The sequence below is a fragment of the Asticcacaulis excentricus genome, from assembly GCF_003966695.1.
In the GTDB taxonomy this organism is placed as follows: Bacteria; Pseudomonadota; Alphaproteobacteria; order Caulobacterales; family Caulobacteraceae; genus Asticcacaulis; species Asticcacaulis excentricus_A.
This window is the reverse complement of the sequence record NZ_AP018827.1, coordinates 725,699-749,998: the sequence shown is the minus strand read 5'-3', so window position 1 is coordinate 749,998 and position 24,300 is coordinate 725,699. Positions and strand designations below refer to the sequence as shown.

Here is a 24,300-nt window from a genome sequence, read left to right as displayed (position 1 = left end):
GAGTCATTCGCTCCACAATTCAACGGCCTATACCCGGATTCGTCGGCACCTCACCCCGCCGGTCTCTAGGCGGCCGTCAAAAGCCAGCCGTAGAGCGGTAGACCGATCAGGATGTTGAACGGAAAGGTCACGCCAATGCTGAGGGGCACATAGACCGCCGGGTCGGCCTCCGGGAGGGCCGTGCGCATGGCCGCCGGGACGGCGATGTAGGAGGCCGAGGCACACAGCACCGTGAACAGATAGGCCGTGCCGTGATCCAGACCCAGCACCTTGCCCGTCACGATCCCCAGTGCGGCTCCGATCAGAGGCATGTAGATACCAAAGGCCAGAAGCGGCAGGGTGAACTTTGAAAGCTGCTTCAGATTGCGGCTGACCGTCAGCCCCATTTCCAGCAGGAAGAGACACAACAGCCCCTGAAACGGCTCAAAGACAAAGCCTTTCAGCTTTTCGGCCTGCTGCGGTCCGATCAGCGCGCCGATGATGAAGGCCCCCAGAAGCAGAAAGACGGCACCATTGGTCAGGGTCTCAGACAGAATGTGTAAGGGCGAATGGTTTTTATTGTTTTCACGCGCCAGCATCAGGCCGGACACAATGGCCGGGGCCTCCATCAGGGCGACAATGGCCACCACGACACCGGCATAGGGCAGATGCCGCGAATCAAGCCAACTCACGGCGGCGGCGAAGGTCACGACGCTGATTGAGCCGTAATGGGCGCTGACCGCGGCGCGGGTCGGGCGATCCAGCGGGGTGGTGAATTTCAACAGCCAGTAGCCAATAACCGGTTGCAGCAGTCCGTACACCAGACCACAACCGATCAGGATCAGCAGGGCCGTCGTCAGGGTCCCGGTCCCTGACACGGCAATCCCCCCCTTCAGGCCAATCGACATCATCAGATAGATGGATAAAAACTGCACGACGCCCTTCGGGAAGTGCAGGTTCGACCGCACAATGCCAGCCGCCGCCCCCAGAACGAAAAAAAGGACCGGTGCGGTGAGGAAGTTTTGCGAGAGAGAAACAAACGTTGTCATAAGGCCTCCATTGGGGGAGGCCTTTACGAGGTCGCATTAAATTTATAAAATGAATTAGTTTAATCTCTGTAATCGAAAATATGAATTAATGTCCTTTGATACCGATTTCCATACCCTGCGCGCCTTCGTCGCTCTGGCGGAAACCCTGCATTTTACCAGGGCGGCCGAGCGGGTCGGGCGAAGTCAGTCGGCGCTGAGCGTGCAGATCCGTCGTCTGGAGGACACGCTGGGGCACAGCCTGTTTTTGCGCAATCAACGCAATGTCCGCCTGACCGAGAGCGGTGAGGTGTTTCTGGGGTATGCGCGACGGCTGATCGACCTGCAACGGGAGGCGTGGTCGCGCCTGTCTGAGCCGGAGGTCGAGGGGGAAATCCGGCTGGGGACGCCCGAAGATTTTGCCACCCACTACCTGCCGGGGGTATTGGCGACCTTCCGCAGCCTGCACCCGCGGGTGCATCTGAACGTCAATTGTGATCTGACGCTGAACCTGATGTCGGCCTATGAAAAAGGCCTGTATGACATCGTGCTGCTCAAGCGTGACCCGCAATCGGTAACGGGGGGCGTGCGGGTGTGGCGTGAGCCTCTGGTCTGGGTCGCCGGGGGTGAAGCGCCCCATTCCGGGCCTTTGCCGCTCGTTCTGTCGCCCTCGCCCTGTATTTACCGGGCGCGCGCCCTGCTGGCGCTGAATCAGCAGGGGCGCAACTGGCGTATCGCCTATACCAGCCCCAGCCTGACCGGCACTCTGGCGGCGGTACGCTCCGGTCTGGGCATTGGCGTGCTGCCGGCCAATATGATTCCGGCCGACGTCCGCATCGTTGATCGCGCCTTCGATCTGCCCAGCCTGCCGGATGCGGAGATTGCCCTTCTGGCGCAACCCGAACTGGGCGAAGTAGGGCAGATGCTGGCGCGCCATATTATGGATTGCCTTGATCACGGTACGCCGTCGTCGGGCCGCCATTCGGGGTCTGGGCGCTGACGACCGTATCTTATTTGGGCGACGTGTGGGCGGTCCAGCGGATAAGGTCGGTATTGTAGCCCAGCTCACGCGCGCGGTTACGCAGGTCTTCGCGCACCTTGACGGCCGGTGACGGCGCGCGCGTCAGAATCCACAGATACTTGCCCGACGGCTCACCGACGATGGACCAGCTATAGTCTTCGGCGTGATCCAGCACCCAGTAATCGCCGATATAGAACGGGCCAAAAAAGGAGACTTTCAGCTTGGCATTGCCGCTGTCGCTGACGATCTTCGCCTTGCCTTTGGACGCTTTGCCCGGTTCGCCCTTGCGCCAGCCGCAGGTGTTGAGAATGTTGATCTTGCCATCTTCGGCGAGGCTGTACTGCGCCGTGACCTGATCGCAGTCCTTCTCAAAGCGGTTCTCATAGCGCCCCAGTTCATACCACAGGCCCAGATAGCGCGTCAGTTCCACCGGCTTGGCCGGTTGCGGCACGTTCGGATTGCCTACCGGCATGGCGGTGACGGCCTGAGCGCTGAGGGTCAGAAGGGCGGCCGAGGCGAGGGCGAGGGGCAGGGCGTAGTTGCGCGGTTTCATTGGGGTCTCCATGTCTTCAGTCAGTGTGCCAGTGGACGTATAAGGATGCGATCCGACGGTGCGTGAGGTTCATGTGCGGATAGGCAGGATGGTCCGCCCATAAATCAGATAAGGGGTGAAGGCCTCACCCTGCGCCACCTCGCTCAGGGCCTCATGCTGGATATCGAGCCCGCCGGTAAAGCTGCCGAAGGCTGGCAGGATCAGGCGTTTGCGGTTGAGGGCAAAGCATTTGCCGCTGACCTTGTGACCGCGCACCCGCGTGGTCAGCTTGGGGTGGAAATGGCCGATGATCTGCGGCTGGTCCGTGGGTTCCGCCTCGTGGCGAAAGGCGATGCCCTCCACCACATGATCGTCCACAAAGGTCAGGCTGTGGTCGCGGATCAGGCCGACATCGTGATTACCCTCAACCCACAGGCACGACTCGACCGCGCCGCACAGGCTCAGCAGATGGGTTCGCGTGTGGGCCTCCAGCCTTTGCCACGCACCGCGATCGTGGAAGCTGTCGCCCAAAAGGACAAGGGTGCGTGGCTGATAACGCACAATCAGCGCTTCGACGCGCGTTAGCGTGTCCAGCGTATCGTAAGGCGCGATGGGCGATCCGAACTGCGCCAGAAAGGTCGATTTTTCAAAGTGCAGGTCCGACACGGCCAGCAAGTTGTGCGTCGGCCACCACAGGGCCAGTTCGGCATCGAGCACCATCTTGTGGCCCGCAAACTCTACCTCAGCCGTCGAGGCCATCGACCACCTCCTGCATCAGGCGCTCGGCCGCCGCTTCGGCACTTTCCTGCTGCAACAGGGCCTCGATACCGCCACCGGGCAGGCGCTCGGTCCGCACATCCAGAATAACGGGCAGGGACAGGGGCGAGGGACGGGGCAGGTCGCAAAAGGCGATCCGGTCGCGGAAGGTCAGGATGAGGTCGGTCAAACGGTCGAGGTCCAGAAGTTCGCGTTCGGCATCGGCGCGCGACAGCCGCAAAAGGACATGATCTGGCTCATACTTGCGCAGCACATCATAGATGAGATCGGTCGAAAAGGTTACCTGTTTCAGCGTCTTGCGAGCCGCATTGTTATTCTGTTCGACAAGGCCTGCAATGGTCGCCACGCGGCGGAAGGAGCGTTTGAGCATGGGCGAGTCCGCCAGCCATTCCTCCAGCTCGTCGGCCAGAATATCGGTTGAAAACAGGTCATGGATCATGCCGTCGGTCACCTGTTCGACGCTGTTGATGGCCAGCCCGTAATCGGTGACGGTGAAACTCAAGGGATGAAGCTGGTAGCGCTCCATGCGTCGCGACAGGAGCATCCCCAGCGTCTGATTGGCGCGTCGGCCCTCAAACGTATAGAGGACCAGCGTATAGAGCTTGCCGCGCGGAAAACTCTCGATCAACAGCTCCTGACGGTCGGGCAGGCGCGAAAAGCGCGTTTGCAGCCTCAGCCAGTCGCGCACCTCGCCGGGCAATTCGCCAAGCGTCGCCTCCGACTGCAACAGGCCGCGCACCCCGTCGGCCAGGAAGGTCGAAAGCGGCATCTGCCCGCCGGAATAGGTGGGCAATAATGGTTCTTTGGCGGCACTGGGGCGGGCATCGAGCGTCATGTCGTGGATGCGCTCAAAGGCCAGCACCTCACCGGCGAAGAAGAAGGTATCGCCGGGTCGCATGGACTGTCCGAACTGTTCCTCGATTTCCCCCAGATATTTCCCGCCGCGCCCGTGCAGACGCCGCACCTTGAGCTTTCCGGCCTCGATAATGACGCCGATATTCTGGCGATGACGGCGGGCGATCTGGGCGGAGGCCGGTATCCACCCCTGTTCGGTTTCGCTCAGGCGGTGCCAGCGATCGTAATTGCGCAGCACATAGCCGCCATCGACGACAAAGCGGAACAGGGTCTCGAACTGCGCATAGCTCAGGTCGCGATAGGACCACGCAGTCCGGACAATGGCATAGAGGGCTTCGGGCCTCACCGGTGCGCTGCACGCCGCATTGAGGATGAATTGCGCCAGTACGTCCTGCGCCCCCGGCTGGGGGACATCGCCGTCGAGTTTCCCGGCGCGGATCGCGGCAATGGCCGCTTCGCATTCCAGCACCTCAAAGCGATTGGCCGGGCACAGAAAGGCCTTTGACGGCACATCGACGCGGTGGTTTGACCGGCCGATGCGTTGCAAAAGGCGGCTGACGCCCTTGGGTGCCCCGACCTGTATGACCAGATCGACATCGCCCCAGTCGATGCCCAGTTCGATGGCCGAGGTGGCGACCAATGCCCGCAACTTGCCGGCGGCCATCAGGCTGATGGTCTTCAGGCGCATCTCGCGCGTCAGCGAGGCGTGGTAGATAGCGATGGGCAGCGCCTCTTCATTGCCCTCCCACAGGAACTGAAACAACAGTTCGGCTTGCGCGCGGGTATTGACGAAGACGATGGCGGTGCGCGCCTTTGCGATTTCGGACAGGATTTCCGGCACCGCGTATTGCGCCATGAAGCCATTATAGGGCGGCGCTTTGTGCGTAGGCAGTATGGTGACCTCCGGTGCGGCCTCGGCCATGCCCAGGGTGCGGCTGTCGAGAGGGTCAACGGCGTTATCCTCGTGCCCCAGCCAGTCGCAGAACCGCTCAGGCTCTGCCACCGTGGCCGACAACCCAATGCGGCAAAAGCCGGGGCTGAAGGCCTCAAGCTGCGCCAGTGCCAGCGCGATGAGGTCGCCGCGACGCGACGCCGCCACCTGATGGATTTCGTCGATAATGACGGCCTTCAGCGTAGCGAACATCTGTGCGGCCTCCGGATAGGAGAGCAGCAGCATCAGCGATTCCGGTGTCGTCAGCAGGATATGCGGCGGGTTAGCGCGCTGGCGCTGGCGGCGATATGGCGACGTATCCCCCGTGCGGCTTTCCACACGCACGGGCAGGCTGAGCGCCTCAATCATTGCCGTGACATTGCGTTCGATATCGTAATTTAACGCCTTCAGCGGCGAAATATACAGGGTATGCAAACCGTTTGGCCGCGTCTGCGTAATATCAATCAGGGACCCCAGAAACCCCGCCAGCGTCTTTCCGGTGCCGGTCGGCGCGGTCAGAAGCGTCGAGCGCCCGGCAGCAAAGCGCGCCGTCATCTCACGCTGATGCGGCAACAGGGTCCAGCCTTGCGAACTAAACCACGACTGGAAGGCATCAGGTATCGTCATGGGACGCTTTTAACGTGAACGGTCATAAAAAGGCAGTTATGCCGCCTGTTACGTTCAGGACCGCCGGGGTGATCAGTGACCCACCCGCGTGACTGGATCGAAGTGCGGCCGCAAGGCGTATGGTGCCGGCCCGGTGACTTCTTTATCGACCCCATGCAGCCGGTCGAACGCGCCGTCGTGACGCACGGCCACGCCGATCACGCCCGCGCCGGTCATCAGCACGTCTTCGCCACGCCGGAAACGCTCGCCATCATGCGCAGCCGCTATGGCGACAACCATTTCAGCGAGGCCGAGCACCCGCTGGCCTATGGGCAAATCGTTGACCTCAATGGCGTGCGCCTCAGCCTGCACCCGGCGGGACATATTTTGGGTTCGGCGCAGGCGCGGCTCGAATATGAGGGGGGCACCATCGTCTTTTCCGGCGATTACAAACGCCGGGCCGATCCCACCTGCGTGCCGTTTGAGCCGGTGCCGTGCGACGTGTTTGTCACCGAGGCGACCTTTGCCCTGCCGGTGTTTCGCCATCCGCCTTTGGGGGACGAGATTGCGCGCTTGCTGGCCTCGCTGCGGCAGTTTCCGGACCGCTGTCACCTCGTTGGGGCCTACGCTCTGGGCAAGTGTCAGCGCGTCATCTGCGCCCTGCGCGCGGCGGGCTATGTCGAAACCCTCTATCTGCACGGCGCCATGCAGCGATTGTGCGACCTTTATCAATCGCTTGGGGTCGATCTGGGGGCCTTGGCGCCGGTGACGGCGGAAAACGCCCGGACTCTGGCGGGGAGAATCGTCCTGTGTCCGCCCTCGGCGCTCAAGGACCGCTGGTCACGGCGCCTGCCGGAGGTGCTGACGGCGGCGGCCTCCGGCTGGATGCGCATACGGGCGCGCGCCAAACAGAAGGGCGTCGAACTGCCGCTGGTGATTTCCGACCATGCCGATTGGGACGAACTGATCGAGACCCTGAGAGATGTCGGCGCGCCGGAGGTGTGGGTGACGCACGGCCGCGACGACGCGCTGGTGCATCAGGCGACGCAGATGGGGCTTAAGGCCCGCGCCCTGCACCTGATCGGCTACGAGGATGACGCGGAATGAAAGCCTTTTCCCGTCTGCTGGAAAGCCTCTATTACGAGCCATCGACGCTGGGCAAGACGCGGCTGCTGCTCGACTATCTGCGTACCACGCCCGATCCTGACCGCGGCTATGCGGTGGCGATCATCGCCGGCGACCTGTCCCTGCCCAATTTCCGGCGCGCAATGGTTCTGGAGCTGATCCGCGCGCGGGTCGATCCAACGCTTCTGGCCCTCAGCCACGACTATGTCGGCGAACTGTCGGAAACCGTCGCCCATCTGTGGCCTGCGCCAGAAGCCGAACAGAGCGACCTGCCAGCTTTGCATGATTTGGTTGAGGCCTTGCGCCATACGCCCAAAGCGCAACTGCCCAACTATGTGGCAGCGTTGCTCGATCGGCTGACCTCGCCCGAACGCTGGGCTTTGCTCAAGATCGGGGCCGGGGCGCTGCGTATCGGTGTGTCGGCGCGCCTGCTCAAGCAGGTGCTGGCGAAATTCGGTGATCAGCCGGTCGAGCGCATCGAGAGCCTGTGGCATGGCATAGACCCGCCCTATCAACCGTTGTTTGACTGGCTGGAAGGGCGGGGGCCGGAACCGGTCGTCAGCGAGCGCCTGACCTTCACCCCGGTCATGCTGGCCCACCCGCTGGAGGTCAGGGACCACGCCCTGATCACGCCCGACACCTATGCCGCCGAATGGAAGTATGACGGCATCCGCGTGCAGGTCGTGCATTCGGGCATCGGTCGCGCCCTGTTTACGCGCACCGGTGACGATATTTCCGGGTCGTTTCCGGACGTTCTGGCGCATCTGAATTTTCATGCGGTGCTGGATGGCGAACTGCTGGTGCAGCGCGGCGAAGAGACGGGGACGTTCAACGATCTGCAACAGCGGCTGGGGCGCAAGGCCCCTTCGGCAAAATATATGGCCGACTATCCAGCGGCGATTGTGGCCTATGACGTGCTGTTTCTGGAGGGCGAGGACGTGCGCGCCTGCCCCTATGACCAGCGTCGCGCCCTGTTGCAGGCCACCCTTGAGCGCCACCACCCCGACGGCATCCGTTTGTCGCCGCAACTGCCCTATGGCGATTTTGCCGAACTGGAGGCCTTGCGCGCCAGCGTCGATAACGCCTCAGTCATCGAAGGCCTGATGCTGAAACGCCGCGACAGCGCCTACGTCGCCGGGCGACCGACGGGACCGTGGTACAAGTGGAAAATCAACCCCAAGCGGGTCGATGCGGTACTGATGTACGCGCAACGCGGATCGGGCAAACGCTCGAGCTTCTATTCGGACTTCACCTTCGGTCTGTGGTCCGGCAATCAGCTCCTGCCCATCGGCAAGGCCTATTTTGGCTTTACCGACGCCGAGTTGAAAGACCTCGACAAATGGGTGCGCCACAACACGCTCAACAGCTTCGGGCCGGTGCGCGAAGTGAAGAAAGAACTGGTGTTTGAAGTGGCCTTCGATGCGGTCAACCGGTCCAAGCGCCACAAGTCCGGCTTCGCTCTGCGCTTCCCACGTATCAGCCGCATCCGCTGGGACAAACCAGCGCAGGAGGCGGATCATCTGAGCGTTCTCGAACCTCTGGCGGGCACAGGCTGAGGCTTGCCGTGGGTTTCATTTGATGAGACTGTGGGGCGTTACTCAGGGGTTCCGCATGGCAGGTATTGATCTTTACGCACCGCGTCCAGCAAGGGCGCGCCGCACCTGGACGTGGGCGGCGATTGTGCTCACCATCGTTTTTATCATTCTGGGGCAGATCCCCGTCGTGATAGCGATGACGTGGCTGAAACTGCCTTTAGAGACCGGCATCGACTGGCGCGCCGACGCGCTGATGCTGCTGTTTTTTGCGCCGATCGCCCTGATCTTCTTCCTCTGGACCTTTCTGTTCGAGCGGCGAGGGATCGCCGCGCTCGGCTTCAACCGGGACGGCCTGAAACGCTATCTGAGGGGGTTGGGGATCGGCTTCGGCTTTGCTGCGGCGGCCATTGGCGGTATCTGGCTGGCCGGGGGATACACGATCGAAAGTCTCGGCGCGTGGGGTAAGCCCGGTCTGATGACCTTTGTGCCCATCGCCGCCATCTTTGCGGGCTTTATGGTGCAGGGGGCGACCGAAGAGATTGCCATGCGGGGCTATCTGATGCAGGTCGTGGCGTCACGTCACGGCATCTACTGGGGCATAGGCGTCAGCATGTTGGTCTTCTCCCTGCTGCACGCGGCCAATATCCCGCCGTCGAAGGAGCTTTTTCTCGGCCTGACCAATATCGTTCTGGTCGGTATCTTTTTCAGTCTCTACACCATTCAGGAGCGCTCGCTATGGGGCGTGTGTGCGTGGCACAGCGCATGGAATTTCCTTCTGGGGGCCGGGTTCGGCGTCGAAGTCAGCGGTCAGAACCTCGATGTCCTGCCGCTGGTCACCGATCTCAAATCGACAGGTGCCGCGTGGTGGATTACCGGCGGCAAGTTTGGCCCGGAAGGCAGCGTCGTTACGTCTGCCGTCCTGATCGCCGGGATTGCCTATCTGGTGTGGAAGGGCGCGCTGAGGCCGCAGGCGGCGCTCCCCGAACACGCCTGAATGCACAGTCTTGGGGCCTAGAGCGGATTTCGTACAGATTGAATCGAAATCTCGCTCTAACATTTTGTTTTGTCTCGCATTTGATTCCGAAAACCGTTGCACACTTTTGGCTTCGCCGAACTTCGTTTCGGAATGCGCTCTAATCGAGGACCAGATCGCCCGAAAAAGACGCTGGCCGGGGTTTGCGCGCCTGATCCGCGGGCACCTCTGCAATCTGGGACAGATAGGCGTGCCGATCCGTCGCGGTCAGCCAGTTGAAGGCATACGAATAGCTGGTGAAACGGCACAGGGTCTCATTGGGAAAGCCGGGCAGCGGTGCCGCAACGTGCCAGCGCGGGCATCTGACCGGTGAGACCAGCGCCACATGGGCATAGCAGCTATGACGGCCGCGCACGGTCTGCCAGCGTTTGGCTAGGGTAGTGACGTGTTCGGCGCCGAAATCGCGGTCATAGCGCCGCATATCGACCAGCCGGTGATAAAGCCACGGCCGCTCCACGCGCTTGAGCGACAGGAAAAACTGCTCGATAAGGTCTTCCGGCGACAGGGTCCCGACCGGACGCAGGACCATTACGCGCAGATCGCTGTGCGCCATGAAGATCAGCCTGTCTTTGTCTGTGAGCTGGCCCATTCGGTCCTCCGCGTTATAAGCTAACACGGAAAGGGTTATTAAATCGCAACTGACAGTCGTATTCCAAAAGCGCTATCGCTAACGCTAAAATCGCGGCGCGCTCTCAAAAACAGGTGAGCATAAAGATCGCGCACCGCTTTTTAGACGGGCCTCTCTTTTCGTATGGACTTAAGCCTGCCAAAATGGCGTGCTTTGCTGCGCATGATTCGTAAAGGCGCAACTACAGGATTTTTAAGGTCATGGTGGAAGACAACGAACGCGGCACCTACACGCCGCCGACCGAGGATCATCTGAGCTACGACAGCCGTCGTCCCGCGCCGAAGCGGGATCAGACCCCGATCACCCTGATCGCGTCGTTTATCGTGCTGGTGGTGCTGCTGCTGGCGGTCGTGCTGTTCTATAATTCGGGCTTGAATACGCGTAAGGTGAGCGATGTCGGCGACCCGCTGACGGCCTATAAGGACGGCAATATCGAGGAGGCCAAGCCGCTGAGCGATGAGGACCTGCTGGATCCGTCGGTCAATCAGGAAGCCCATGCCTCGGGCACCGCGCCGGTCTTTGCCAATGATACCGAGGCCCCGCAGGCCCGCGAAGCCGCTTCGGCGGCGGCACCGGCAGCCCCCAGCGTTAATGAGAACCTGCTGCCGCCGGCCACCCAGCCGACACAACCGACACAGCCTGCGCCCGCAGCCACCAAACCCGCGCAACCGGCCCCTGTGGCCACGAAACCCGCCGAACCGGTCAAGACCGCAGACGCCAAGCCCGAACCGAAACCCGTTGTGGCGACGACCTCCGGCGGCGCATCGGTGCAGATCGGCGCCTTCTCCTCGCAGGCCATCGCTGACCGCGAATTTGCCGCCCTGGCCTCGTCCTACGGCCTGTTCGTCGGTGGCACGCGCAAGGTGGTCGAAAAGGTCGATCGCGACGGATCGACTTTTTACAGAACCTCCTTTAGCGGCTTTGCCTCCAAGGATAAGGCGCAGCAGTTCTGCAACGCGCTGAAATCGGCGGGCAAGACCTGTTTCGTAAAGTAAGAGTCCGGTAAAACATGCTGAATATCAAACAGAAAGCTAAGGTTTCCGCCGCCATCTATGGCTGTGCCGGGCTTGAGCTGACCGCCGCTGAACAGGCGTTTTTTGCCGCCAAAAAGCCGCTGGGCTTCATCCTGTTTAAGCGCAATATCGACACACCGGAGCAGGTCCGCGCCCTGATCAACGCGCTGAAAGCGGCGGCCGGGCACCCCGATGTGCTGATCCTGGTCGATCAGGAGGGCGGCCGCGTGCAGCGTTTCAAAGCCCCGCACTGGCCGTCCTATCCGCCCGCCGCCGCCTATGAGGCCGTGGCCAATTCTCCGTTTGAACAGCGTGAATACGTCCGCATGGGGGCGCAACTGATGGCGCATGACCTGCGCGCGCTGGGCGTCAATGTGGATTGTGCGCCGGTTCTCGACGTGCCGCAGGCCGGGACGCACGATGTGGTCGGTGACCGCGCCTATGGCCTGACCGCCGAGACCGTGGCTGTCATGGGCCGGGCCGCCGCCGAAGGCTTTTTGGCCGGTGGCGTGCTGCCGGTGATCAAGCACGCGCCCGGTCACGGTCGCGCACAGGTCGATTCGCATCACGAACTGCCGGTCGTCAAGGCGCGTCGTGATGAGTTGGAAAAGGCCGATTTTCTCCCCTTTGCCGTCAATGCCGACATGCCTTTGGCCATGACGGCGCACGTCGTTTACACGGCGATTGACCGCCGCAACCCGGCCACCACCTCCAAAAAGGTGATCAAGGTCATCCGCGAAGAGATCGGCTTTGACGGCCTGCTGCTCAGCGACGACATCGGCATGGGCGCGCTGAAAGGACCCGTGGGGGCACGGGCGCGCGCGTCTCTTAGGGCTGGTTGCGACATCGTCCTGCATTGCAGCGGCGACCTTGAGGAAATGAAGGCCGTGTCGGTCTTTGTGCCAACCATCCGCGGCAAGGTTCAGCAGCGTCTTGAACGCGCGCTCCTGCGCCTTAAGCACAAGGTCGAACCGCTGAACGTCGAAGAGGCGCGTGGCCGCCTTCAGGTGCTGCTGCACCGTCCGGTCACCGTGCGCGAAGAGTACGAGGATTTCGTCGATCCGACCGCCTATCAGGAGGTCTATTAAGCCGTGACCGGGCGCGGGGGCGCTTTGCCGGGGCTTGAGAACGAGGTGTTTCAACACCGCCTCGATTTCACGGCCGATGCCGCGCCCGTGCCGGAGATCGAGGCCGACGACGCCCTCCTGCTCGATCTCGATGGTTACGAAGGCCCCCTGCACGTGCTGCTGGAGCTGGCGCGGCAGCAAAAGGTCGATCTGCTGAAAATCTCGATCACGCGACTGGCCGAGCAATATCTGGCCTTCATCCAGCAGGCACGACGTCTGCGTTTTTCGCTGGCCGCCGACTATCTGGTGATGGCCTCGTGGCTGGCCTATCTCAAATCGCGTCTGCTGCTGCCGGTGCCCGAACGCAAGAAAAGCGATGAGCCGGAACCGGAAGAACTGGCCACCGCGCTGGCCTTTCGCCTGAAAAAGCTGGAGGCCATTCGCAAGGCGGTGGAGGCCATTACCTCTCGACCTCAGCTCAAACGCGACGTGTTTGCGCGCGGTGATCCGCAGGCCACGGTCATCCTGCCGTCGTCGCGTCTGGATGTGTCGCTGTTCGATCTGATGGGGGCCTATGTCACTCAGAGGCAGCGCGAAATCGCCCGCCATTACGACCCCACCATGCGCGTCGAGGCCTTCCCGCTGGAGGATGCGCGCGACCATCTGCGCGATGTGCTGCCGCAGTTATCGGACTGGACGCCGCTCGATGAGATTGCGCCGCAGCCGGTGGGTGAGGGCGGTCCGCGCCGCGCGTCTTACGTCGCCTCTACCCTGTCGGCCGGGTTGGAACTGACGAAAGAAGGCCTGATGCAGGTGCAGCAACTGGGCACGTTTGACACGCTTTACCTGCGCCGCCGTCCGCCGCTGATGGAGGGACGATGACCGCTTTTCTATCATACTTCCCCAACTCGCTTGGGGGAGGTGGATCGCTACCGACAGGTAGCGAGACGGAGGGGGGCTTTCCATATGGCGCGCCCCCTCCGTCACGGACAAGCCGTGACACCTCCCCCGCTGCGCAGGGGAGGAGGATCGCATGACCCCCGATTTGTCTGCCAAACTCGATATCGAACGCGCCATTGAGGCCCTGTTGTTTGCCGCCGCTGCCCCCCTGTCGGCGGCCGATCTGGCGCGGCGTCTGCCCGAAGGCGCGGATGTGGGTAAGGCATTGGCGGCCTTGAAAGCGCGTTATGCCGACCGGGGTGTGACGTTAGAGGTCGTCGCCGACAAATGGCAGTTTCGCACCGCGGCCGACCTCGGCTACCTGATGGTCGAAGAACGCGAAGAACCGCGCCGTCTGTCGAAGGCGGCTTTGGAGACTCTGGCCATCATCGCCTATCACCAGCCGGTCACGCGGGCGGAGATCGAGACGATCCGCGGCGTCGGTCTGTCGCGCGGCACGCTGGACGTGTTGCACGAGATGAATCTGATCCGCCTGCGCGGGCGCCGGCGCTCACCGGGCCGCCCGGTCACCTACGGCACGACCGAGCATTTCCTGGAGGTCTTTTCCTTGCCCAGCCTGCACGACCTGCCCGGCGCGGCGGATATGCGCGCCGCCGGTCTGCTCGATCTCAATGTCCCCGCCGATTTCGTCATCCCGGAACCCGGCGGTGCGCGGGAAGCCGAAGACCCCATCGGCCTTGAGGAGATGGAACAGGTCGAGTTTGCACAGGATTTCTTTGAAAGCGCCGACGGCGAACGCGATTAGACGGTTAAATTGGGCTTATTTTCGCTTTGATGTACGCCTACAATACGCCTATAAGAGAGCAATACTTGTATCCCGAAGATGCGCCGCCGCGAGGCAGCGCCGCGCGTATGGAGATCTGACATGGGTAGCATGAGCATCTGGCACTGGGCCATCGTCGCGGTTGTCGCGCTGCTGCTGTTTGGCGGCCGTGGCAAGCTGTCGGGCCTGATGGGCGATGCCGCTAAGGGCATCAAGGCGTTCAAGGACGGCCTTAAGGACGAGGACGTCAAGAAGGACGAAGCCAAGCCCGAAACGGCCAAGACCGTCACCGACAAGGACGCGGCCTAAGCCTTTTTCGTTGTTTTTTGCGTGACCGCCTCTCCTTGAAAAGGGGCGGTTGCTTTTTCATGTTCTGACCCTAAGGCGTAATTTGAATGCTGCCCGGTATTGGGGGCTCTGAGCTCGTACTCATTGCGGTGGTGGCCCTGATTGTGGTGGGGCCCAAGGACTTGCCGAAGCTGTTGCGGCAACTGGGTCGCTTTGTGGCCAAGATGCGCTCCATGGCCGACGAATTCCGCACTTCTTTTGACGACATGGCGCGTCAGTCGGAACTCGACGATCTGCGCAAGGAGGTTGAGGCCCTGCGCTCCGGCAATGTGACCTCGCCGGTCATCGACGACATCCGCGAAGACATGCGGCGCATCGAAGGCGAGATCAACGACGCCATCCCGCCCAAGGGCCACTATTACAGCGACAGCGTTGATGTGCCGTCGCCCGATGCTTACGATCATGGCCACACCCCGGCGGATTTCGGCAAGCCGTCCCTGACCGATGAGCCCGACGTGCCCAACCCGGCGGCGGACCCTGCGGCAACGGAGCCAACCCCAAAGCCGCGCAAGCCGCGTGCGAAGAAAGCCGCAGAAGCCCCTGAAAACGCACCGGTTATGGCCGAAGCCGAAACAGACGCCCCTGCGCCCAAACCCAAACGCAGCCGCGCCAAAAAGACGACTGAGACTCTCCCGTCATGAACGATCTGGTGACCAAAGACGACCTCCACCCGGACGAGGCCGAAATCGAGGCGTCGCGCGCGCCGCTGATGGACCACCTGATCGAGTTGCGCTCGCGTCTGATCTGGATGGTCGTGGCCTTTGTGGCGGCCTTTCTGCTGTGCTTTGGCTTTGCCGAGCCCATCTACATCTTCCTGACCCATCCCTATGAGATGGCCAACCGCATGTTCGAGGCGTCGCGCGCCCACGGCGGGCATGGGGCAGGGCCGTTCGACCTGATCGAGATCATTCTGGGCCTCAAAGAGGTGCCGCAGGCCAAGAACAGCGTGGCGCTGATCACCACGGCGCCGCTGGAATTCCTCTTCACCAAGATGAAGATGGCGGGCTTTGGCGCGGTTATCCTCAGCTTTCCGGTGATCGCCTGGCATCTCTATCGCTTCGTGGCCCCCGGCCTCTATAAGCGCGAGCGCATGGCCTTTTTGCCGTTTCTGATTGCCGCGCCTGTGCTGTTCGTCATGGGAGCTCTGCTCGTCTATTTCATCATTCTGCCAATGGTGCTGTGGTTCAGCTTGAGCCAGCAGATTCTGGGGGCAGGGGCCGTCACCGTGCAACTGATGCCCAAGGTGTCGGAATATCTGTCGTTGGTCACCACCCTGATGCTGGCCTTCGGGGCCTGCTTTCAGTTGCCGATTGTCCTGACGCTGCTGGGTCTGACCGGTATGGTGTCATCGAAAATGCTGTCGTCGGGCCGGCGTTACGCCATTCTGGGGATCGTGGTCGTCGCCGCCGTGGTCACGCCGCCGGACCCCATTTCGCAGCTCATGCTCGCCATCCCCATCGTGCTCTTGTACGAAATATCGATCCTGTGTGTGCGGATGATCGAATGGCGGCGCAAAGAGCCCTCGATCGTAAGCTAAGCCATCCCCCTTCCGTCTTTCTCGTCAATGAAGCATTGACGAGAAATCCACCTTCCCCGTAAACGGGGAAGGATTTTTCCTCCTTCCCGGCGCAGCGGGGAAGGGGGACCGCGAAGCGGTGGGTGGGGCGACCTGTTCATCGAGACCTTGAGGACACTTCCATGCACGATATCAAAGCCTTACGCGAAACACCTGAAGCCTATGTCAAGGGCTGGTCATCGCGGGGCCGCGAGTCGGCGCAAGCGGATGTTGATGCGCTGCTGTCGCTGGATAAGGCCCTCCGCGCCGCCAAGACGGCGTTCGAGACCAATCAGGCGCAGTTGAAGAAGCTCTCCGGTGAAATCGGCAAGGCCAAGGCGCAGAAGGACGAAGCGCGGGCCGCGGAACTGATGACCGAGGTCGAGGGCCTGAAAGGCGCGATTGCCGAGGCGCAGGAGACCGAGCGTCAGACCGAAGAGGACCTGCGCACCCTTCTGGCCTCGCTGCCCAATATTCCGTTTGACGACGTGCCGCTGGGCGAAGACGAGGGCGGCAATGTTGAAATCCGCAGACACGGCGCGCCGAATATCCTCAGCTTCCCGGCCAAGGATCACGCCGATCTGGGTGAAGCGCTCAAACTGATGGACTTTGAAGCGGCGGCGAAAATGTCCGGCTCGCGCTTTGTGGTGCTCAAGGGGCAACTGGCGCGGCTGGAGCGCGCCATCGGTCAGTGGATGCTCGACACCCAGACCACCGAGCACGGTTATACTGAGGTCAATCCGCCGGTACTGGTCAAGGACCACGCGCTGTTCGGTACGGGGCAACTGCCGAAATTTGAAGAGGATTTGTTTTTCGCCTTGTCCGGAGACAATTTCGACATATCCGCTGAAGATTTACTAGAATGGCCAATCCACGACGCCGCACAGGCAATTATGGCAGTGAATCTAAAACTCATGCAAAGTGGTAGGCTAGCGCTCATCCCCACCGCCGAAGTGTCACTGACCAACCTTGTCCGCGAAGCCATCACGGCGGAAGAGGAGCTGCCGTTGCGTCTGACGGCCCTGACCAACTGCTTCCGCGCCGAAGCGGGTTCGGCGGGCCGCGATACCAAGGGCATGATCCGTCAGCATCAGTTCCAGAAGGTCGAGCTGGTGTCGATCACCACGCCGGAACAGTCGGCGGCGGAGCACGAGCGCATGACCGAATGCGCCGAAGCCATCCTCAAAAAGCTCGACCTCAGCTTCCGCACCATGCTGCTGTGTACGGGAGATATGGGCTTTGGCGCGCGCAAGACCTATGACCTTGAGGTGTGGCTGCCGTCGCAGAACACCTACCGTGAAATCTCGTCCTGCTCCAACTGCGGGGATTTTCAGGCCCGCCGCATGGACGCCCGCACGCGCAAGGCCGGTGAAAAGGGCACGCGCTTCCTGCATACACTGAATGGCTCAGGGCTCGCGGTCGGCCGCACGCTGGTGGCCATCATGGAAAACTATCAGGACGAGGGCGGTCGTATCGCTATTCCGAGCGTGCTGCAACCCTATATGGGCGGGCTGACGCACATCGGCTGAGGCCAACAGGGTAAATTCGCCTGTGGATAGATTTTTTATAAAAGCAGTGGCATAATCTCAGCCTGTTTTCGAGTGAGTGCCATGCAGACCCATCCGTCGTTGATTGAACGTTCGGTCGGTGCCACGCTATGCGCCTTTACGCGCCGGGACCTGCCGCCTGAAGAAGCCGAGCTTGAACTGGTGGAAATCATCGCCAGCCAGATCGACGGCAAGACCGACTACGCCATGGCCGTCATCGGTTATTATGTGCGTCAGATGCTGAAAGCGCTGGCGGCCCGGCAAATGGATCTGGCCGATGCCTTTGATGCTGTGGTCGATGCGGCGGCCTGTGCCACGTCCGGCCATATGCAGGCGGCACTCAAACTGTCTGAGCCGGTGTCACGGCTGCGGCATTAAGAGCACCGCCGCCTTACGGCTTTTTATTTCCCATAATCTATATTATGCGTATTTCATATGTAGTCTGCCGGGGTGGACGCCAGCCCCGGCTTCTATCGCCCAAACAGTTGCAGCAAAAAGGATTGTGAGCGGTTGGCGACGCTCAGGGTCTGGATTGCCAGTTGCTGCTTGAGCTGAAGCGCCTGAAGTTTACTGCTCTCCTTGGCCATGTCGGCATCGACCAGTCGGCCGACATTGACCTCAAGCGTATCCTGCAACTTGCCGATAAAGGTCGTGTGGCGGTCCAGCGCTCTGGAGGATGCCCCCAGACGCGCCATCGCCACGGAGATATTGCTGATCGAGCTGTCCAGCGTAGCGATCAGTCCCTGCGCCGACATAGCGCTGGCAAAACCCGCTCCGCTGCTTAAGGTCAGGATGCTGCCGCCCAGAGACAGGTTTTGCGCCATGACCGTCAGGGTGTCACTGCCATCGGCATTGGCCAGAGCCGCAATCGAGGTGCGCGATCCGTTCAGCAGGTTGACCCCGTTAAACGTGGCGTTGCGGATCGACTGAGCAATCTGGTTGCGGATGGCGACGAAATCGTCATTCAGCGCGCGTCGGGCCGTGGTGTTCAGCGACGGATCAGAGGCGGCCAGCGCCTTTTCTTTCAGCTCCATCAAAAGGTCAGAAATACTCTCGCCGGCGGTCATGGCCACATCCACTACCGAGCCATTGCGGGACAAAGATTCCTTGACCGCATCCAGCGCGCGTATCTGGGCCCTCTGACCCTGTGCCATGACCCAGCCCGACGCATCGTCCTTGGCGCTGGCGATTTTCAGGCCGGAGGAAATACGCGCCTGCGTCGCGTTCAGCTCTTTCGAGGTCGCGTTCAGCATTTGCAGGGCCTGCATGGCCCCGACATTGGTGTTGATGGAGTTCACGCTTCGTGTGTCCCCTACCCTGTGGCCGGTCGTCTTTTGTCGAACGGGAGCTTCGCTCAATAACCATGCTATCCGATCGCGTTTAACTTCGGTTTAATGGCGCGCAAAAAAAGAATCCTGTTTTTTAATTTTGAAAAGTAATTTTACCCTTGAATGTTTGTTCCGCCAATTGTACGACAAGAGAACGCGGTGTCCTGCACCGTCGCCCTTCGGGGCTTTCCTCCCTGTATTGACCTTAAGGCCGTGCGGTTTCGCGCGGCTTTTTTTTTTGCCCGGATAAGGCCCAAAAGCTCCACAGAAGGCTCCACAGGGGGAATTATTAAGAATAACATTGTATTGGGTATGCCATTCCCTGTTCGCACCCTGTGCGGCTCATCTCAAACGAGGCAAGAATGGCTGAAGGACTGGCGCTGGTTATCGAAGACAGCATGACCCAGGCAAATATCGTCGGGCGGATGCTCAAGGACGAAGACTGGGACTATGTGGTCGCGCGCTCCCTGGCCGAATGTCATGACGTGCTGTTGCAGCAACGGCCGAACCTGATTTTCGTCGATGTGTTTCTGGGCGAAGACAATAGCCTTGACCACATTACGCAAATCCGCGACCGCGCGCTGGACGCCACCATCGCCATCATGACCGCCGGGTCACGCGACGCTTCGGTGGACAGCACGCTGAAACTGGCGCGCAGCACCAATGTCGATTACGTCCTGCGTAAGCCCTTTTCGCGGCAGCAGATGCGCGCCATCGTGGAGTCGGCGCAGGCCGACGCCTCTGAGGGCCGCAAGCGCAAGCACGCTCTGGTCATTGACGACAGCCATACGGTGGCGACGCTGACCGCGCAAACCCTCTCGGATAACGGCTATCGGGTGTCCATCGCTCACAGCATGGAAGAGGCGCTGGACAACGAAGACATCGCCCACGTCGATCTGATCGTCTCGGACATCTTCATGCCGGGCATGGGCGGGCTTCAGGGCATTCGTGTGATCAAATCGACCTGGCCCAATGTGCGAATTCTCGCCATGTCGGCGGGTCTGGATGCGCGCGTCAGCTCGGACCGCGCCACGTCGGCCGCCATGGCCGCCGGGGCCGATGCTGAAATTCAGAAGCCGTTCCGCCCGGTCGAGCTGATCAACACGGCTATCAAGCTGATGGCTTCTTAAAAGATCACACAGCCACGAAAAAAGAGACCGGCCCCGGAAACGGAGCCGGTTTTTTTAGAGCGATGTGCGGAAACGGATTTCGGCGAAGCCAAAAGTGTGAGCGGTTTTCCGCAAAAACATCGCGACAAAACAAAAATTTAGAGAGAAATGACGATTCCACTCAAAGTCATTTCGCTCTAATCGCGGCAATAGCCTTCGTTGGCCGCCACGATCAGACAGCCGGACTTTTCCGCCAGCCATTTCATGCCGGTCGCCTCGCCGTCTCCGGGCACGATGACCAGCGGCGTGCCATTGCGTTCAATATGCAGACCGTCGGCTTGCAGCGTCCCCGCATAGGTTTTGGGCCCGTCGAGATCGGCAATCACCACCTGATAAGCCTTGTCCGCTTGCGGCGTAATGGTCATGTAGGTGCCCTCCACGCCCGTCCAGCGTCCGGCATAATCAAAGGCAGAGGCGCTTGACGAGACGACCGATACCGGAGTTTCGCTCACGGCACTTTGGGACGCCTCTTCAGCCGCGGGCTGAGAGGGTTGTGCGGAACAGGCCATCAGCAGTGCCGAAACCACGATCAAGACCGTGCCCGATTTCCATAGTGGGGTCATGAAACATCTCCATCTGATCCGATGCGCGACTGTAAGGGGCACAAAATAAGCGCGCCATACGTCGAGCCGGTGACGGAGGCTTCCGCTACGGCGGAAAATGAGTTAGGCGGAACATAACCACATCACAGGGATTTCGGGATTCCGTCCATGTCCAATGCCTCTCCGGCGGCTATCACCGGCCACAAACCCGTCAATTCACCGGCGCAGGTCCTGCTGGCCAGCCTGATCGGCACGACCATCGAATTTTTCGACTTCTACGTCTATGCCACGGCGGCCGTGCTGGTCTTTCCGTCCCTGTTCTTTCCGACCAGCGACCCGACTTCGGCCCTGCTGCAATCCTTCGCCACCTTCTCCATCGCCTTTTTCGCGCGTCCTGTCGGGGCCATGGTGTTCGGGCATTTCGGCGACCGCATCGGGCGCAAGGCGACGCTGGTGGCGGCGCTGCTGACCATGGGGATTTCCACCGTCCTGATCGGCTGCCTGCCCAGCTATGCGCAGATTGGCGTGGTGGCCCCGCTCCTTTTGTCCTTGTGCCGCTTCGGGCAAGGCTTTGGTCTGGGCGGCGAATGGGGGGGCGCCGTGCTGTTGGCCACCGAAAATGCGCCGGAAGGCAAGCGGTCCTGGTATGGCATGTTCCCGCAATTGGGGGCGCCTATCGGCCTGCTGCTGTCGTCCGGGGCCTTCTGGGTGTTGCTGCACTTCATCTCGCAGGAAGACCTGCTGAGCTGGGGCTGGCGCGTGCCGTTTATCGCCTCTCTGGCCCTGATCGGGGTCGGGCTGTGGGTGCGTCTGTCGATCACCGAGACGCCGGAGTTTCAGGCCGCCATCGACAAGGAAGAACGGGTCAAGGTGCCGCTGGTCGAAATTTTCGGCCGGCACAAGCGCTCATTGTTTCTCGGCACCTTTGTGGCACTCGTCACCTTTGTACTCTTTTACATCGGAAGCGCGTGGCTCCTCTCCTACAATGTGAAGGTGCTGAAAATCCCGTTTGTGGAAGCGCTTGAGGTGCAGATTCTGGGCTCGATTGCCTTTGGTCTGTTTATCCCCCTGTCGGCCAAGCTGGCGGAGCGCTTTGGCCGCCGCGAAATCCTGATCCTGACCACAGCGTTGATTGCGGTCTTCTCGTTCGCGCTGGCGCCGTTGATGGGCAATGAGGGCGGCATCTTCGTCTTTTCGGTGGCTGCCATGGCGCTGATGGGTATGACCTATGCCCTGATCGGTACGGCGCTGGCGGCCCCCTTCCCGGCCAATGTGCGCTATACAGGGGCCTCCCTCACCTTCAATTTCGCGGGCATTGTCGGGGCGTCGCTGGCCCCCTATGCCGCGACGTGGCTTCAGGCCAATTACGGGCTGAGCTATGTCGGTTATTACCTTCTGGTGGCGGCGCTGATCACGCTGGTCTGCATCTTCGCCTCCGGCAAGGACGAGGTTTGAGCATGGCGGATGAGGGGCGCACCGCGAAACGTATCACGCTGAAAGACGTGGCTAAAGCCGCCGACGTCTCTCTGGCCAGTGCCTCCTACGCCATCAATGGCACGGGCTCGCTGGGCCGGGAGGTACGCGCCCATATCCTCAGGGTCGCCGCCGATCTGGGCTATCGACAGAATCTGTCGGCGCGGGCGGTACGCACCGGGCGCACGGGGACGCTGGGGCTTATCCTGCCCGACTTCGCCAATCCCTTCTTCACCGCCCTAGCGCAGGCGGTTATGCGTCGGGCGCGCGCCAGCGGCCATTACGTGATCATCGCTGATACCGAAGGCGATATCGGACTGGAGCAGCAGGCCATAGCCAGCCTGATAGAGCGCGGGGCCGACGGACTGGTGTGGTTTCCCGTGCAGGACCTCGACGCCCAGACCGTAACACCGGGATTGCCGACCGTGGTGATGGACCGTAAGGCGACGGGTTTGTCGCTGGTGCTGGCCGACTATTTTGGCGGTGGGCAGCAGGCGGCGGCACATCTGCTGGCGGGCGGTCACCGTAAGGTCGGCCTCGTATCCGGCCCGATGAGCCTCAGCAGTATGACCGAACGCTGCGAAGGCTTCCGCGCCGCTTTAAGCGGCCATGCTGAGTGCGTTTTTCATGTGGAAACCGCCTTTTCCGACGATCTGGAGCCCGCCGTGGGGGCGGCCATCGACCGCCGCGACGTCACTGCCATTTTCGCCGGTACGGATCAGATTGCGCTGGCCATTGTCCGACGCGCCGCACGCAGTGGGTTGAGGGTGCCCGAAGACCTGTCGGTTATCGGCTTTGGTGACGCGCCGTGGGTTGGTACCTCGGCCCCGGCCTTGACGACGGTCGAAATGCCCATCGAAGACATGGCTAATGAGGCCGTGGATCGCCTGCTGCAACGCGACACCGGCACCCCTGCGCGGGTCGTTTTTGACACCACCCTGATCGTGCGGGAATCGACGCGAACGCTCGCGTAACGGCGTTTGCAAAAAATTACCATTTTTATGAGACGCTTACTTTCATTGAAAGTGCGCGCATCTGTGTACGGACCTTGTTCATACATTTCGGAAGGCGCACGCCAGTTGGAGTACGTCTATGATTGTTCGCGTTTCGCTCAGCACCCTCGCCTTGGCCGGTATCGCCGGCGGTGCCCACGCCGACAGCTTTTCCGAAGCCCTCGCCAAGTCCAAACCCATCCTGGAATCGCGCCTGCGCAGCGAAAGCGTGTCGCAAGCCGGGTTGAATGACGCTGACGCCCTGACGTGGCGCAACCGCGTTGGTTTCGAGAGCGGTCAGTTCGGCAAGGTCAAGATCCTCGTCGAATTCGAGGACGTGCGCGCGCTCAAAGACGACTACAATTCGGGCTATAACGGCAAGACGAGCTACGCCTCGGTCAACGACCCGGAAGTCACCGAACTGAACCGTCTGCAACTGACCTGGACGCCCAATGCCGCAACGACGGTGACGGCCGGGCGTCAGCGCATCCTGATCGATGACAACCGTTTCGTTGGCAATTCCGGCTGGCGTCAGGACGAAATGACCTTCGATGCCCTGCGAGTGGACGTCAAGAAGGGCAAGTGGTCCGCAACCTATGCCTATCTGACCAAGATCAACCGCACGGCGGGTGAATATGCCGATTGGGATTCCGACAGCCACATCCTCAATGTCGGCTATGCGGCCACCCCGGCCCTGAAGGTGCAGGGCTTTGTCTATGCGCTCGATTTCAAGAATTCGGCCTATAACTCAACCCTGACCACGGGCCTGCGTTTCAGCGGTGAAAAGCCGCTCAGCAAGACGACGAAACTGACCTATGCCGGCGTCATCGCCAAGCAGATCGATCACGGCAATAACCCCAGCGATTTCAGCCTCAAGGCTGTGAATGGCGAGGTGGGCGTCAATCATGGACGCTGGAAGGTCACAGCGGCCTATGAGAAGAATGAAGGCAATGGGGTGCGCGGCTTCATCACCCCCATCGGCAGCGCCCACAATGTCCGCGGCTGGGCCGATGCCTTTTCGACCAGCGGTAACAAGATATTGCCGGATGGTCTGAATGACCTCAGCTTAACGACCACTTACGCGCATCCGACCCAGATCGGGCCCTTCAAGAAGCCGACCCTGACGCTCAGCTATCACGACTTCAAAACGGATCGCAACAGCCGCGCCGTGGGCAAGGAATGGGACGCGCTGGCCTCGGCGGCCCTGACCAAGAACCTGACGGTCAGTGTCAAATACGCTGATTTCGAGCGCGCAAACACGTCCATGCCGGCGTCACGTCGCAAGGTGTGGATCGGCCTAGAATACAAGCTGTAGGCCTGTAATACCAAGGGTCATTGGAAATGACTCTTGGTATTCCGTTCGAGAATTTCTCATGTCACTGATACATATGAGACATTCTCGAGTTTTCAACGGCCGGATGCGGTCAGCATCTTCGGCCGTTGGTATAAACCATGCGAAATTGCGGCGTCCGGATCGCTCCGGACGCCTTTCTCAT

General features: G+C 61.0%; 24 protein-coding genes. 17 read left to right on the top strand and 7 right to left on the bottom strand.

From position 1 onward, the window contains the following. Positions 1-65: 65 nt before the first annotated feature. Positions 66-1,028 carry a sodium-dependent bicarbonate transport family permease gene (locus tag EM6_RS03495; protein ID WP_126420342.1) on the bottom strand — a complete coding sequence of 321 codons (963 nt, stop codon included), beginning with the start codon at positions 1,026-1,028 and terminating at the stop codon, positions 66-68. A gap of 88 nt (positions 1,029-1,116) precedes the next feature. Here EM6_RS03495 and EM6_RS03490 point away from each other — a divergent pair, with 88 nt between their 5' ends. Then, positions 1,117-2,004, top strand: coding sequence for a LysR substrate-binding domain-containing protein (locus EM6_RS03490; RefSeq protein ID WP_126420341.1), 888 nt, complete (start codon positions 1,117-1,119; stop codon positions 2,002-2,004). 10 nt (positions 2,005-2,014) lie between these two features. Here the strand turns inward: EM6_RS03490 and EM6_RS03485 are convergent, their stop codons facing one another. The 3 genes from EM6_RS03485 to EM6_RS03475 form a co-directional block, all read right to left on the bottom strand. Next, positions 2,015-2,578 carry a lipocalin family protein gene (locus EM6_RS03485; protein ID WP_126420340.1) on the bottom strand — a complete coding sequence of 188 codons (564 nt, stop codon included), beginning with the start codon at positions 2,576-2,578 and terminating at the stop codon, positions 2,015-2,017. Positions 2,579-2,647: 69 nt separating this feature from the next. Further along, positions 2,648-3,316 (bottom strand): ligase-associated DNA damage response endonuclease PdeM, encoded by a 669-nt coding sequence (pdeM, locus tag EM6_RS03480; RefSeq protein ID WP_126420339.1) that lies wholly within the window; start codon positions 3,314-3,316, stop codon positions 2,648-2,650. Further along, on the bottom strand, positions 3,300-5,747 hold the full coding sequence (locus EM6_RS03475) for a ligase-associated DNA damage response DEXH box helicase (RefSeq protein ID WP_126420338.1): 2,448 nt from the start codon (positions 5,745-5,747) through the stop codon (positions 3,300-3,302). The genes pdeM and EM6_RS03475 overlap by 17 nt, the downstream gene beginning before the upstream one ends. 75 nt (positions 5,748-5,822) lie before the next feature. Between EM6_RS03475 and EM6_RS03470 the strand changes: the two genes are divergently transcribed. The 3 genes from EM6_RS03470 to EM6_RS03460 are packed head-to-tail and all read left to right on the top strand — an operon-like array spanning position 5,823 to position 9,380. Beyond that, a complete protein-coding gene (locus EM6_RS03470) occupies positions 5,823-6,833 on the top strand; it encodes a ligase-associated DNA damage response exonuclease (RefSeq protein WP_126420337.1) in 1,011 nt (336 codons plus the stop codon). Then, positions 6,830-8,407: a cisplatin damage response ATP-dependent DNA ligase gene (locus EM6_RS03465; protein ID WP_126420336.1), complete on the top strand. Its 1,578-nt coding sequence runs from the start codon at positions 6,830-6,832 to the stop codon at positions 8,405-8,407. The genes EM6_RS03470 and EM6_RS03465 overlap by 4 nt, the downstream gene beginning before the upstream one ends. A gap of 55 nt (positions 8,408-8,462) precedes the next feature. Next, a complete protein-coding gene (locus EM6_RS03460; RefSeq protein WP_126420335.1) occupies positions 8,463-9,380 on the top strand; it encodes a CPBP family intramembrane glutamic endopeptidase in 918 nt (305 codons plus the stop codon). 139 nt (positions 9,381-9,519) lie between these two features. On the opposite strand, the gene EM6_RS03455 is transcribed toward EM6_RS03460, so the two are convergent. Then, positions 9,520-10,008 carry a hypothetical protein gene (locus tag EM6_RS03455; protein ID WP_126420334.1) on the bottom strand — a complete coding sequence of 163 codons (489 nt, stop codon included), beginning with the start codon at positions 10,006-10,008 and terminating at the stop codon, positions 9,520-9,522. A 239-nt stretch (positions 10,009-10,247) separates the two neighbouring features. Between EM6_RS03455 and EM6_RS03450 the strand changes: the two genes are divergently transcribed. The 9 genes from EM6_RS03450 (at position 10,248) to EM6_RS03410 (ending at position 17,678) form a co-directional block, all read left to right on the top strand. Further along, complete coding sequence (locus EM6_RS03450) at positions 10,248-11,042, top strand: SPOR domain-containing protein (protein ID WP_126420333.1); 795 nt, start codon at positions 10,248-10,250, stop codon at positions 11,040-11,042. Positions 11,043-11,056: 14 nt separating this feature from the next. Then, a complete protein-coding gene (gene nagZ, locus EM6_RS03445; protein ID WP_126420332.1) occupies positions 11,057-12,148 on the top strand; it encodes a beta-N-acetylhexosaminidase in 1,092 nt (363 codons plus the stop codon). 3 nt (positions 12,149-12,151) lie between these two features. Then, entirely contained in the window at positions 12,152-13,009 is an 858-nt protein-coding gene (locus EM6_RS03440) for a segregation and condensation protein A (protein WP_126420331.1), read from the top strand. A gap of 151 nt (positions 13,010-13,160) precedes the next feature. Then, the gene (gene scpB / locus EM6_RS03435) at positions 13,161-13,832 is read left to right on the top strand and encodes an SMC-Scp complex subunit ScpB (RefSeq protein WP_126420330.1); all 672 of its coding nucleotides are present in this window, start codon (positions 13,161-13,163) and stop codon (positions 13,830-13,832) included. Between the two features lie 120 nt (positions 13,833-13,952). After that, positions 13,953-14,159, top strand: a complete 207-nt coding sequence (locus EM6_RS03430) for a twin-arginine translocase TatA/TatE family subunit (RefSeq protein ID WP_013478854.1) — start codon at positions 13,953-13,955, stop codon at positions 14,157-14,159. 86 nt (positions 14,160-14,245) lie between these two features. Beyond that, on the top strand, positions 14,246-14,839 hold the full coding sequence (gene tatB, locus EM6_RS17675; protein ID WP_126420329.1) for a Sec-independent protein translocase protein TatB: 594 nt from the start codon (positions 14,246-14,248) through the stop codon (positions 14,837-14,839). Then, positions 14,836-15,735, top strand: coding sequence for a twin-arginine translocase subunit TatC (gene tatC, locus EM6_RS03420; protein WP_126420328.1), 900 nt, complete (start codon positions 14,836-14,838; stop codon positions 15,733-15,735). Before tatB ends, tatC begins: the two co-directional genes overlap by 4 nt. 161 nt (positions 15,736-15,896) lie before the next feature. Beyond that, the gene (gene serS, locus EM6_RS03415; protein WP_126420327.1) at positions 15,897-17,282 is read left to right on the top strand and encodes a serine--tRNA ligase; all 1,386 of its coding nucleotides are present in this window, start codon (positions 15,897-15,899) and stop codon (positions 17,280-17,282) included. 81 nt (positions 17,283-17,363) lie between these two features. Next, a complete protein-coding gene (locus EM6_RS03410) occupies positions 17,364-17,678 on the top strand; it encodes a hypothetical protein (RefSeq protein ID WP_126420326.1) in 315 nt (104 codons plus the stop codon). 92 nt (positions 17,679-17,770) lie between these two features. Here the strand turns inward: EM6_RS03410 and EM6_RS03405 are convergent, their stop codons facing one another. Beyond that, on the bottom strand, positions 17,771-18,598 hold the full coding sequence (locus tag EM6_RS03405) for a flagellin (RefSeq protein ID WP_126420325.1): 828 nt from the start codon (positions 18,596-18,598) through the stop codon (positions 17,771-17,773). 392 nt (positions 18,599-18,990) lie between these two features. On the opposite strand from EM6_RS03405, the gene EM6_RS03400 reads away from it, so the two are divergent. Continuing rightward, positions 18,991-19,758 carry a response regulator gene (locus tag EM6_RS03400; RefSeq protein WP_126420324.1) on the top strand — a complete coding sequence of 256 codons (768 nt, stop codon included), beginning with the start codon at positions 18,991-18,993 and terminating at the stop codon, positions 19,756-19,758. Positions 19,759-19,934: 176 nt separating this feature from the next. On the opposite strand, the gene EM6_RS03395 is transcribed toward EM6_RS03400, so the two are convergent. Then, the gene (locus EM6_RS03395) at positions 19,935-20,360 is read right to left on the bottom strand and encodes a hypothetical protein (protein WP_126420323.1); all 426 of its coding nucleotides are present in this window, start codon (positions 20,358-20,360) and stop codon (positions 19,935-19,937) included. A gap of 147 nt (positions 20,361-20,507) precedes the next feature. Here EM6_RS03395 and EM6_RS03390 point away from each other — a divergent pair, with 147 nt between their 5' ends. From EM6_RS03390 to EM6_RS03380, 3 genes are all read left to right on the top strand, one after another. Further along, a complete protein-coding gene (locus EM6_RS03390) occupies positions 20,508-21,794 on the top strand; it encodes an MFS transporter (protein ID WP_126420322.1) in 1,287 nt (428 codons plus the stop codon). A 2-nt stretch (positions 21,795-21,796) separates the two neighbouring features. Next, the gene (locus tag EM6_RS03385; protein WP_126420321.1) at positions 21,797-22,786 is read left to right on the top strand and encodes a LacI family DNA-binding transcriptional regulator; all 990 of its coding nucleotides are present in this window, start codon (positions 21,797-21,799) and stop codon (positions 22,784-22,786) included. A gap of 118 nt (positions 22,787-22,904) precedes the next feature. Further along, positions 22,905-24,119 (top strand): alginate export family protein, encoded by a 1,215-nt coding sequence (locus EM6_RS03380; protein WP_126420320.1) that lies wholly within the window; start codon positions 22,905-22,907, stop codon positions 24,117-24,119. Positions 24,120-24,300 lie beyond the last annotated feature (181 nt).